The organism is Pseudomonas entomophila (genome assembly GCF_013523125.1).
GTDB classification, from domain to species: domain Bacteria; phylum Pseudomonadota; class Gammaproteobacteria; order Pseudomonadales; family Pseudomonadaceae; genus Aquipseudomonas; species Aquipseudomonas entomophila_B.
In genome coordinates, this window is sequence record NZ_JAAMQJ010000061.1 from 1 (window position 1) to 13,409 (window position 13,409).

2 protein-coding genes are annotated in these 13,409 nt (G+C 69.2%); both read left to right on the forward strand.

The window, feature by feature from the left end; translation table 11 throughout:
• Positions 1-3,442, forward strand: a 3,442-nt coding sequence (locus G7007_RS20880; RefSeq protein WP_181104866.1) for a non-ribosomal peptide synthetase, incomplete at its 5' end; no start/stop codon positions are given.
• A gap of 66 nt (positions 3,443-3,508) precedes the next feature.
• Positions 3,509-13,409: amino acid adenylation domain-containing protein (locus G7007_RS20885; RefSeq protein ID WP_445675913.1), on the forward strand; the 9,901-nt coding region annotated here is incomplete at its 3' end.

Below are 13,409 nucleotides of genomic sequence, written 5' to 3' on the forward strand. Positions count from 1 at the left end.
CTGGCTGATGCTCAACGGCCAGGTCTACGGCGGCGAGCTGAGCCTGGCGTTCAGCTTCAGCGCGCAGATGTTCGCCCCGGCGACCATCGAGCGCCTGGCGCGGGCCTACGAGGCCGAGCTGACGGCGCTGATCGCCCACTGCGACAGGCCGCGCGGGCTGACCCCCTCGGACGTGCCGCTGGCCGGCTTGAGCCAGGCGCAACTGGATGCCTTGCCGCTCGACCTGGCTCAGGTGGACGACCTTTACCCGCTGTCGCCGATGCAGCAGGGCATGCTGTTCCACGCCGACTTCACCGACGGCGAAGGCGAGTACATCAACCAGCTGCAGGTAGAGGTGCAGGGGCTCGACCCGGCCCGCTTCGCCGCGGCCTGGCAGGCGACCGTCCAGGCCCACGACAGCCTGCGCTGCGTCTTCCTCTGGCCGGCCGACCAGGCGACCCCGGTGCAGGTGGTGCAGCACGAAGTGCGCGTCCCGTTCACTGAGCTGGACTGGCGGCACCATGACGACGCCACGCACGCGCTCGCGACCCTGGCCGAGGACGAACGCCGCCGCGGATTCGACGTGGCCCAGGCGCCGCTGCTGCGCCTGGTGCTGGTGCGCCTCGACGAGGTGCGTCACGTGCTGCTCTATACCAGCCATCACATCCTCATGGATGGCTGGAGCAACGCCCAGCTCTTGGGCGAGGTGCTGCAACGCTACGCCGGCGTGCCGCCGGTGCAGGCGCCAGGCCGCTTCGGCGACTACATCGCCTGGCTGCAACGCCAGGACCCGGCAGCCAGCGAGGCCTTCTGGCGCAGGCAGTTGGCCGTGCTGGACGAACCGACCCGCCTGGCCAGCACCTGCCAGCACCTGGAGGGTGTCGGTCACGCCGAGCACGATACACAGATCGATGCACCCACCACCGCGCGGCTGAGCCAGTTCGCCCGCGACTGCAAGGTGACCGTCAATACCCTGGTACAGGGCGCCTGGGCCCTGGTGCTGCACCGCCGCCTCGGCCAGCGCAAGGTCGTGTTCGGCGCCACCGTGGCGGGCCGTCCGGCCGAGCTGAGCGGCATCGAGCAGCAGATCGGGCTGTTCATCAACACCTTGCCGGTGATCGTGCCCGTCGAGGCAGGCCGGCGCCTGGGGGCATGGCTGGCAGGGTTGCAGGCGCTCAACCTGAGCCTGCGCGAGCATGAACACACGCCGTTGTTCGACCTCCAGCGCTGGGCCGGGCAGGGCGGCGACGCCTTGTTCGACAGCCTGCTGGTGTTCGAGAACTACCCGGTGGCCGAAGCGCTGCAACAAGGGCCGTCCTCGGGGCTGCGCTTCGGGCCGGTCAGCAGCCACGAGCAAAGCAACTACCCGCTGACCGTAGTGGTGGGGCTGGAGGCCCAGCTGTCGCTGCGCTACAGCTATGACCGCCTGGCTTTCAGCGCGGCCATCGTCGAGCAGCTCGGCGAGCAGATGCGCCACGTGCTGACGCAGATGCTGGCGGGCGGTCCTGAGGCGTCGGTCGACACCCTGGCGTTGCTCGATGCCGAGCGCCGTCAGGCGGCGCTGTCGGCGTGGAATACGGCGCCCGCGGCCTTCACACCCGAGCAGCCGTTGCACCGGGTGATCGAAGCCCAGGTCGCCCGCGCCCCAGAGGCGACGGCACTGGTCTTCGAGGGCGAATCGCTGAGCTACGGCGAGCTGAACCGCCGCGCCAACCGCCTGGCCCATGCGCTCATCGCCCAGGGCGTCGGCCCGGACGTGCGGGTCGGCCTGGCCGCGCCGCGCACGCCAGCGATGGTCGTCGGTCTGCTGGCCATCCTCAAGGCCGGGGGCGCCTACGTGCCGTTGGACCCGGCGTATCCGGCCGAGCGTGTGCAGTACATGATCGAGGACAGCGGCCTGACGCTGCTGTTGAGTCAGGGCGAGCTCGGCCTGACTCTGGCCGAAGGCGTGCAGACGCTGGACCTCGACGGCGACTACACCCCGTTCGCCGAGCACGACTCGGCGCAGGCGGTGGACCTCGACCAGTTGGCCTACGTCATCTACACCTCCGGCTCCACCGGCCAGCCCAAAGGCACGCTGCTGGCCCACCGCAACGTGCTGCGCCTGTTCCAGGCTACCGAGGCCTGGTTCGGCTTCGGGCCCGACGACTGCTGGACGCTGTTCCACTCCTATGCCTTCGATTTCTCGGTGTGGGAACTGTTCGGCGCCTTGCTGCACGGCGGGCGCCTGGTGATCGTGCCGCAGGAGGTCAGCCGCTCGCCGGAAGCCTTCTACCAGCTGCTCTGCGAGCAGCGGGTGACGGTGCTCAACCAGACCCCGTCGGCCTTCCGCCAGCTGATGCAGGTGGCCGGCGCCGAGGGCCAGCGCACCGACCAGCACCTGCGTCAGGTGGTGTTCGGCGGCGAAGCCCTGGAGGTCGGCACGTTGGCGCCGTGGTTCGAACGCTTCGGCGACCAGGCGCCACGGCTGGTGAACATGTACGGCATCACCGAGACCACCGTGCACGTCACTTACCGGCCCTTGTCGAAGGCCGACCTGGTGCAGGGCGCCTCGAGCCCGATCGGCGTGCCGATCCCGGACCAACGCCTGTACGTGCTCGACGCCGAATTGAACCCGGTGGCGCCGGGCTGCATCGGCGAGCTGTACGTTGGCGGTGAAGGCCTGGCTCGGGGTTACCTGGGCCGTGCGGGCCTGAGCGCCACGCGCTTCGTCGCCGACCCGTTCGGCGAGGGGGGCACACGGCTGTACCGCAGTGGTGACCTGGCCCGCTGGCGCGCCGATGGGGTGGTCGAGTACGTCGGCCGCCTGGATCACCAGGTGAAGATCCGTGGTTTCCGCATCGAGCTGGGCGAAATCCAGGCACGCCTGCAAGCCTTGCCGCAGGTACGCGAAGCGGTGGTGCTGGCCCAGGAGGGGCCAAGCGGGGCGCAGCTGGTCGGCTACGTGGTGCCTGCCGCGCCGGTGCAGGATGTGACCGCCTGGCGCGACGCGCTCAAGGCCGGCCTGCGCGAAGATCTGCCCGAGTACATGGTGCCGGCGCACCTGCTGCTGCTCGAGCGCCTGCCGCTGACCGCCAACGGCAAGCTGGACCGCCGGGCCCTGCCTGCCGCGGACGCCAGCCTGCTGCAACAGGCCTACGTGGCGCCGCACAGCGACCTGCAGCGTCAGGTGGCTGGCATCTGGGCGCAGGTGCTGGAGCTCGAGCGGGTCGGCCTGGGTGACAACTTCTTCGCGCTGGGCGGGCATTCGCTGCTGGCCACCCAGGTGGTGGTGCGCCTGCGCGAGGCGCTGGGCCACGACGTACCGGTCAAGACCCTGTTCCTGGCCGCGGACCTGGCGGCGTTCTGCGAGGCCGTGCAGGCCCTGCGCCCGGCGCTCGATCCCCTGCACGATGTTTTGGCTAAATCCTTGGAGGACCTCAATCGTTTAACTGCCGATGATCTTGAAAAACTGATTTCCTAGTGAGGGCACGGCATGCAGCACCTAATTGAATCGGTAAGCGCGCTCTCTGCCGAGAAGCGCAAAGCCTTGGCGATTCTGCTGAGTCAGAAGGGGGTCAATCTCTATGGCATCGCGCCGATCTTCAAGCGCGAGGCCGACGAGCCCCTTCGGCTGTCCTATGCCCAGGAGCGCCAGTGGTTCCTCTGGAACCTGGACCCGCACAGCGCGGCCTACCACATCCCCACGGCGTTGCGCCTGCGCGGCGCCCTGGACCCGGCCGCCCTGGCGCGCAGCTTCGCCACGCTGATCGCGCGGCACGAAGGCCTGCGCACGGTGTTCGTCGAACAGGACGGGCACCTGCTGCAACGCATCCTGCCGCCGTTCGACCTGCCGCTTCCGGTCCGCCCGCTGGCCGACGGCGAGACCCTCGACGCCGCCGTGGCTCAGGAAATCGCTCACCTGTTCGACTTGCAGGCAGGTCCGTTGCTGCGCGCCTGCCTGCTGCAACTGGCCGACGAGGACCACGTGCTGGTGCTGACCCAGCACCATATCGTCTCCGACGGCGCCTCGATGCAGGTGATGGTCGAGGAACTGATCGCCTGCTATGCCGCCTACCGCGACGGGGGGCAACCGGATCTGCCAGCGCTGCCTATCCAGTACGCCGACTATGCGTTGTGGCAGCGCCAGTGGATGGAGGCCGGCGAGCGCGAGCGCCAGCTGGCCTACTGGACAGGCCGCCTGGGCGATGAGCAGCCGGTGCTGGAGCTGCCGCTGGACCGGCCGCGTCCGGCCGTGCAGCGTTTTCACGGCGCGCGCCTGGACATCGCGCTGTCCGCGACCCTGAGCCAAGGTCTGCAAGACCTGGCCCGGCAACAGGGCGCGACCCTGTACATGGTGTTGCTGGCCTCGTTCCAGGCGCTGTTGCATCGCTACAGCCGTCAACGCGACATCCGCGTCGGCGTGCCGATCGGCAACCGTAACCGGGCCGAGACCGAACGGCTGATCGGCTTTTTCGTCAACACCCAGGTGCTCGACGCCCAGGTCGACGGCCAGATGCCGTTCACCGAACTGCTGCACCAGGTCAAGACCGCCGCCCTGGGCGCACAAGAGCACCAGGACCTGCCGTTCGAGCAACTGGTCGATGCCCTGGCGCCCGAGCGCAACCTGAGTCACAGTCCGCTGTTCCAGGTGCTGTTCAACCACCAGACCCACCGGGCCCAGGGTCAGCGGACCCATGCATTGCCTGGCCTGCAGATCGAGACGCTGAACGGGCACAGCCCGACCGCCCAGTTCGACCTGATGCTCGACACCCACGAGTCCCAGGGGCACCTGTGGGCCACCCTGACCTATGCCACCGACCTGTTCGACGCGACCACCGCCCAGCGCCTGGCCACGCACTGGCAGCGCTTGCTGGACGGCATCGTGGCGGCGCCTGCGACGCGCATCGGCGCGCTGCCGATGCTGTCCGAGGAGGAATGCCGCGGGACGCTGGCGGCCTGGAACACTGCACCGGCAGCCTTCACGCCCGAGCAGCCGTTGCACCGGGTGATCGAAGCCCAGGTCGCCCGCGCGCCACAGGCGACAGCGCTGGTCTTCGAGGGCGAGTCCCTGAGCTACGGCGAGCTGAACCGCCGCGCCAACCGCCTGGCCCATGCGCTCATCGCCCAGGGCGTCGGCCCGAACGTGCGGGTCGGCCTGGCCGCGCCGCGCACGCCCGCGATGGTCGTCGGTCTGCTGGCCATCCTCAAGGCCGGGGGCGCCTACGTGCCGTTGGACCCGGCGTATCCGGCCGAGCGTGTGCAGTACATGATCGAGGACAGCGGCCTGACGCTGCTGTTGAGTCAGGGCGAGCTCGGCCTGACTCTGGCCGAAGGCGTGCAGACGCTGGACCTCGACGGCGACTACACCCCGTTCGCCGAGCACGACTCGGCGCAGGCGGTGGACCTCGACCAGTTGGCCTACGTCATCTACACCTCCGGCTCCACCGGCCAGCCCAAAGGCACGCTGCTGGCCCACCGCAACGTGCTGCGCCTGTTCCAGGCTACCGAGGCCTGGTTCGGCTTCGGGCCCGACGACTGCTGGACGCTGTTCCACTCCTATGCCTTCGATTTCTCGGTGTGGGAACTGTTCGGCGCCTTGCTGCACGGCGGGCGCCTGGTGATCGTGCCGCAGGAGGTCAGCCGCTCGCCGGAAGCCTTCTACCAGCTGCTCTGCGAGCAGCGGGTGACGGTGCTCAACCAGACCCCGTCGGCCTTCCGCCAGCTGATGCAGGTGGCCTGCGCCGAGGGCCAGCGCACCGACCAGCACCTGCGTCAGGTGGTGTTCGGCGGCGAGGCCCTGGAGGTCGGCACGTTGGCGCCGTGGTTCGAGCGCTTCGGCGACCAGGCGCCGCGCCTGGTGAACATGTACGGCATCACCGAGACCACCGTGCACGTCACCTACCGGCCCTTGTCGAAGGCCGACCTGGCGCAGGGCGCCTCGAGCCCGATCGGCGTGCCGATCCCGGACCAGCGCCTGTACGTGCTCGACGCCGAATTGAACCCGGTGGCGCCGGGCTGCATCGGCGAGCTGTACGTCGGCGGTGAAGGCCTGGCTCGGGGTTACCTGGGGCGTGCCGGTCTGAGTGCCACGCGCTTCATCGCCGACCCGTTCGGTGAGAAGGGCGCACGGCTGTACCGCAGTGGCGATCTGGCCCGCTGGCGCGCCGATGGGGTGGTCGAGTACGTCGGGCGCCTGGACCACCAGGTGAAGATCCGTGGCTTCCGCATCGAGCTGGGCGAAATCCAGGCACGCCTGCAAGCCCTGCCGCAGGTCCGCGAGGCGGTGGTGCTAGTCCAGGAGGGCCCAAGCGGGACGCAGCTGGTGGGCTACGTGGTGCCCAACGCGCCGGTGCAGGATGTGGCCGCCTGGCGCGACGCGCTCAAGGCCGGGCTGCGCGAGGACCTGCCCGAGTACATGGTGCCGGCGCACCTGCTGCTGCTCGAGTGCCTGCCGCTGACCGCCAACGGCAAGCTGGACCGCCGGGCCCTGCCTGCCGCGGACGCCAGCCTGCTGCAACAGGCCTACGTGGCGCCACAGGGCGATCTGGAGCAACGCATCGCTGCCGTGTGGGCCGACGTGCTGCGCCTGGAGCAGGTCGGGGCGAACGACAACTTCTTCGAACTGGGCGGCGACTCGATCGTCTCCATCCAGGTGGTAGGCCGTGCGCGTCAGGCGGGCATCCACTTCACCCCCAAGGACCTGTTCCAGCACCAGACCGTGCAGCGCCTGGCCCGTGTCGCTCGTGAAGGGCGCGCAGCCGCCACCCTCGATCAGGCGCCGGTCACCGGCGGCCTGCCGTTGCTGCCGGTGCAGCATTGGTTCTTCGATGAGGTGCAGGACGACCGGCACCACTGGAACCAGTCGGTGCTGCTACGACTGACTCAGCCCTTGTCGGCGGCGACCATCGACGCGGCCCTGCGCGCCCTGGTCGACCACCACGACGCCCTGCGCTTGCGTTTCACCCAGAACGCTGGGGTGTGGTGCGCCCGTCATGACGAGCCGGGGACGCCGGTCGAGCTGTTGCGCGAAGTGGAAGCGGTGGACGACGCGCACCTGCTGACGCTGTGCCAATCGGCCCAGCGCAGCCTGAGGCTGGACGGACAACTGCTGCGTGCGCTGCTCATCCACCTGGTCGACGGCAGCCAGCGCCTGCTGCTGGTGATCCATCACCTGGTCGTCGATGGCGTGTCCTGGCGGGTGCTGTTCGAAGACCTGCAGACTGCCTGCGAGCAGCTCGGCGCCCGGCAGGCGGTGCGCCTGCCGGCCAAGAGCAGCGCCTTGAAGACCTGGTCGACACGCCTGGTCGAGCAGGCCAACAGCGACGCCTTGCGCCACGAGCTGGGCTGGTGGCAGGCCCACCTGGCCAGCTCGCCCGCCGAGCTGCCGTGCGACCACCCCGACGGCGAGCAATGCAATGCGCAGGCCCGCACCCTGTATACCCGTTTCGACCGCGAGCTGACCCGGCGTCTCCTGCAGCAGGCCCCGGCGGCGTACCGCACCCAGGTCAATGACCTGCTGCTGACCGCCCTGGCGCGGGTCATCTGCCGCTGGAGCGCGGCGTCGACCACGCTGATCCAGCTCGAAGGCCATGGCCGCGAAGAGCTGTTCGACGGCGTCGACCTGACCCGCACCGTCGGCTGGTTCACCACCCTGTTCCCGCTGGCGCTTCGACCCACCCAGGACCTGGCCGGGTCGATCAAGGCGATCAAGGAGCAGTTGCGCGCCGTGCCGGCCAAGGGGATCGGTTACGGCCTGCTGCGGCACCTGGGCGACGCGTCGGCCCAGGCCCGCCTGGCCGCGCTGCCGACCCCGCGCATCACCTTCAACTACCTGGGCCAGTTCGACGCCAGCTTCGATGCCGAACAGGGTGCCTTGTTCGTCCCGGCCAGCGAGCCACGCGGCGACGAGCAGAGCGCTGCGGCGCCCCTGGGCAACTGGCTGACGCTCAATGGCCAGGTCTATGCCGGCGAACTGGTCATCGGCTGGACCTACAGCCATGCGATGTTCGAGGACGCGACCGTCCAGGCCTTGGTCGATGCCTACACCGCCGAGCTCACCGCGCTGATCGACCACTGCTGCGAGGCCCAGGGCGGTACGACACCGTCGGACTTCCCGCTGGCGCGGCTGGATCAGCCGCGTCTGGACCGCCTGCTCGACGCCCCGCGCAGCGTGGAAGACGTCTACCCGCTGTCGCCCATGCAGCAGGGCATGCTGTTCCACAGCCTGTACGACCAGGGCAACGGCGACTACGTCAACCAGATGCGCGTGAGCGTGGAAGGGTTGGACGTCGAGCGCTTCCAGACGGCCTGGCAGGCGGCGGTCGATGCGCACCCCATCCTGCGCAGCCGGTTCGCTTGGGAAGGTGACATCGGGCAACCCTTGCAGATCGTCGAGCGCCACGTCCAGGTGCCGTTCGAGGCCCACGACTGGCATGCCGACGCCGACCTCGATACCCGGCTGGAGGCACTGGCCGAGGCCGAACGTGCCCGTGGCTTCGACCTGCGCCAGGCGCCGTTGCTGCGCCTGTGCGCAGTGCGCACGGGCGAGCAGCATCATGAACTGATCTACACCAACCACCACATCCTCATGGATGGCTGGAGCAACTCGCAGCTGATGGGCGAGGTGCTGCAGCATTACGTCGGCCAGGCACCGGCCAAGACCGGCCGCTACCGCGACTACATCGAGTGGCTGCAGCGCCAGGACGCGGCCGTGAACGAAGCCTTCTGGCGCGAACGCCTGGCCATCCTCGAGGCGTCCACGCGCCTGGCCCATGGGTCGGTTGACGACCCCGCCGAAGGCTACGCCAGCCATGTGCGTGTGCTGGACGCTGCGCGCACCCAGCGCCTGGAACGCTTCGCCCGCCAGCAGAAAGTGACCGTCAACACCCTGCTGCAAGCCGCCTGGCTGGTGCTGCTGCACCGCTACAGTGGCCAGGCCACGGTAGCCTTCGGCGCCACCGTGGCCGGACGATCGACGGAGCTGGTCGGTATCGAGCAGCAGATCGGCCTGTTCATCAACACGTTGCCGGTGATCGCCACGGTGACGCCGACCTGTTCGGTGGCCGATTGGCTGCAGCAGGTGCAGGCGACGAACCTGGCCTTGCGCGAACACGAACACACGCCGCTGTTCGAGATCCAGCGCTGGGCCGGGCAGGGCGGTGACGCGCTGTTCGACAGCGTGCTGGTATTCGAGAACTACCCGGTCGCCGAGGCCCTGGAGCGCGGTGCGCCCCAGACCTTGCGCTTCGGCACGGTGGACAGCCGCGAGCAGACCAACTACCCGCTGACCCTCGGCGTCAACCTGGGCGGTACGCTGGAGCTGCATTACGGTTACCAGCGTGCCGCGTTCGATGCCGCCACCATCGCCCGGCTGGACCAGCACCTGATCGCCCTGATGGAGCGCTTCAGCCACCGACCCGAAGCGGCCCTGGGCACCCTGGAACTGCTCGATGCCACGGCGCAGGCCGCGTTGCAGCAGGCCAACGCCCCGCAGCCATGGCAGGACGGGCTGTTGGTGCATCAGCGCATCGCCGCCCAGGCCGCGCGCCGTCCCCAGGCGCCTGCCGTCGTGTTCGAAGGGCAGACCTTGAGCTTCGCCGCCCTGGAACGGCAGGCCAATCGCCTGGCGCACCGCCTGCTGGCCGAAGGGGTCGGCGCCGAAATTCGCGTCGGCGTGGCGCTACCCCGAGGGCCGGGGATGATCGTCGCGCTGCTGGCCGTGCTCAAGGCCGGCGGCGCCTACGTCCCGCTCGATGCCAGCCACCCGCGCGAGCGCCTGGCGTACCTGATGCAGGACTCCGGCATCGCCTTGCTGCTCACCGATACGACCTTGCAGGCCCGCTTGCCCTTGCCCGCGACGCTGAACGTGCTGGCGCTGGACCGCCTGGACCTCGGCGCCCAGCCCGAGTTCGCGCCCGAGGTGTCGGTGCCGGCGCAGAGCCTGGCCTATGTGATCTACACCTCCGGCTCCACCGGCACGCCCAAGGGGGTGTGCGTCGAGCACGGCCCCTTGGCGATGCACTGCGAAGCGATCGGCCAGCGTTACGCGATGACCCAGGACGATTGCGAACTGCACTTCATGTCGTTCGCCTTCGACGGGGCGCACGAGCGCTGGCTCACCGCGCTGACCCATGGCAGCCGTTTGCTGGTGCGTGACGACAGCCTGTGGGAGCCCGGCCAGACCTGCGCGCGCATGCGTGAACACGGTGTCACCGTGGCAGCGTTCCCGCCGGCCTACCTGCTGCAGATGGCCGAGCATGTCGAGCTTCACGGCCAGCCACCCCAGGCCCGGATCTACTGCTTCGGCGGCGATGCCGTACCCCGTGACAGCTACCAGCGGGTGCATGCCGCCCTGGCACCGCAGCACATCATCAACGGCTATGGACCGACCGAGACGGTGGTCACGCCGCTGATCTGGAAGGCCGACCGCGAGACCGACTGCGCAGCAGCCTACGCACCGATCGGCACGCGCATCGGCGACCGCCGCACCTGCGTGCTGGCGGCCGACCTCAGCGTGCTGCCAGCCGGCGTGCAGGGCGAGCTCTACCTGGGCGGCCACGGCCTGGCCCGCGGCTACCTGGACCGCCCTGGGCTGACCGCCGAGCGCTTCGTCCCCGACCCGCTGGGCGCGCCGGGCGCTCGCCTGTACCGCAGCGGCGACCTGGTGCGCGAACGGCCCGACGGGGTGTTCGACTACCAGGGCCGGGTGGACAACCAGGTGAAGGTTCGCGGGTTCCGCGTCGAGCTGGGTGAGATCGAGGCGCGTCTGCTGGCCGAGACCGGCGTGCGCGACGCCGCCGTCGTGGCCCAGCCAGGCCCCAATGGGCAGCAGCTGGTGGGTTATGTGGTCGCCACGCACCCGGCGCAGGTCGATCCGGCCTGGTGCGAAGGCCTCAAGGCCACCTTGCGCCAGGCACTGCCCGACTACATGGTCCCGGCGCACCTGCTGCTGCTCGAGGCCATGCCGCTCAACCCCAACGGCAAGCTCGACCGCAAGGCGTTGCCACAGCCCGGCACCGGTGTGTCCGACCACGCTTACGTCAGCCCAGGCACGGCGCTGGAGCAAGCCGTGGCCGCCGTGTGGACCGAGGTGCTGCACGTACCCCGTGTCGGGCTGCACGACCATTTCTTCGCGCTGGGCGGGCATTCATTGCTGGCCACCCAAGTGGTGGCGCGCGTGCGTCACGCCCTGGGCGTCAAGGTGGCCTTGCGTACGCTGTTCGAGCACCCCACGCTGCAGGCGTTCTGCGCGCGACTCGAACACCGCCCGGCCGTCGAAGTGCCGCGCATCGGCCTGGCCGACCGCACCCGCCCGCTGGCGCTGTCCTACGCCCAGGAGCGGCAGTGGTTCCTTTGGCAGCTGGCGCCCGACAGCGCCGCCTACCACATCCCCGTCGCCTTGCGCCTGCACGGCCCGCTGCAACCCGAGGCCCTGCGGCAGGCCTTCGAACAGCTCATCGCTCGGCACGAAAGCCTGCGCAGCGTCATGCGCCAGACCGGCGAACACGCCGAGCAGATCGTCCAGGCGCCGTTCACCTTCACGCTGCCGCTGGACCCCCTCGATCGCCTCGATGACGCCGTCCTGCGGACACGTCTCGAACAACAGGTGCGCCAGCCGTTCGACCTGACCCAGGGGCCTCTGCTGCGCGCCTGCCTGGTGCGCCAGGCCCCGGACACCCACGTGCTGGTGCTGGTGCTGCACCACATCGTCAGTGATGGGGTGTCCATGCAGGTCATGGTCGAGGAGCTGGTCGCGCTGTACGCGGCCCTCAGCCAAGGGCAGGCGCCGAGCCTGCCGGCCTTGCCGATCCAGTACGCCGACTACGCCGTCTGGCAACGGGACTGGATGGCGGCTGGCGAGCGCGAGCGGCAACTGGCGTACTGGCTCGACCGGCTGGGCGGCCCGCAGCCGGTGCTCGAACTGCCCCTGGATCACCCACGGCCACCGGTGCGCAGCCAGGCCGGCGCACGCCTGGCGCTGGCGTTGCCAGCCACCGTACAGGACGGCCTGCGCCGTCTGGCGCGCGAGCAGGGCGCCAGCCTGTTCATGGTGCTGCTGGCGGCCTACCAGGCCCTGCTGCATCGCCATAGCGGGCAGACCGACATCCGCGTCGGCGTGCCGGTCGCCAACCGGCATCACCCGAGCACCGAGCGGCTGATCGGCTTCTTCGTCAACACCCAGGTGCTGCGTGCCGAGGTCGACCCACGCCAGCCCTTCACCGCGCTGCTGCAGGACGTTCGCCAGGCGGCGCTGGGCGCCCAGGCGCACCAGGACCTGCCGTTCGAGCAACTGGTCGAAGCCCTGGCGCCGGCCCGAGACCTGAGCCACAGCCCGCTGTTCCAGGTCATGCTCAATTACCAGAGCGAGGCCCGGCGCACGCCAGGTGGCCAGCAGGTTCAGGGATTGGGCGTGGAAGGGGTGCAGTGGGACACCGGCCTTGCCCAGTTCGACCTGACGCTGGAGGTGTTCGACGGCGACGAGGGGCTGACCCTGGCGTTCGTGTATGCCACGGACCTGTTCGAACAGGCCCGCATGCAGCGTCTGGCGACGCATTTCGTGAACCTGTTGCAGGGCATCGTCGAGCGGCCGGAGCAGACGGTGGCCGAGTTGCCGTTGCTCGACGCTGGCGAGCGCGAGCGTGCGTTGGTGCAGTGGAATGACACGGTGGCGCGCTACCCGCTGGACCGCAGCGTTCAGCAGTTGATCGAGGCTCAGGTGCAGCGCACGCCCGAGGCTGAAGCGTTGGTGTTTGGCGGGACGCGCCTGAGCTATGCGCAGCTCAATGAACGTGCCAACCGCCTGGCTCATCGCCTGATCGAATTGGGCGTCGGGCCCGATGTGCTGGTGGGCATCGCGGCCGAGCGCAGCGTGGAAATGGTGGTGGGGTTGCTGGCCATTCTCAAGGCTGGTGGTGCCTACGTGCCGCTGGATCCTGAGTATCCGCAGGACCGTCTGCGCTACATGCTGGAAGACAGTGGCGTGAGCCTGCTGTTGACTCAGAGCCATCTGGATTTGCCAGTGAGCGAGGGCGTGCAGACGTTGGCGCTGGACTTGGAGGCAGGCAGTGCTCGCCTCGATGACCCGCAGGTAGCGGTGCATCCTGAAAACCTGGCTTATGTGATCTACACCTCCGGCTCCACGGGCCGCCCGAAAGGGGCGGGCAACCGTCATTCGGCACTGGTCAACCGGCTGTGCTGGATGCAGGAAGCCTACGGTCTGACGGCAGACGACACGGTGCTGCAAAAGACCCCGTTCAGCTTCGACGTGTCGGTGTGGGAATTCTTCTGGCCGCTGATGACGGGCGCACGGTTGGTCGTGGCGGCTCCAGGGGATCATCGCGACCCAGCACGCCTGATCGAGCTGATTACCCGCGAGCAGGTCAGCACGCTGCACTTCGTGCCCTCGATGCTGCAGGCCTTCATGCAGGACCTGAACGTCTCGCGCTGCA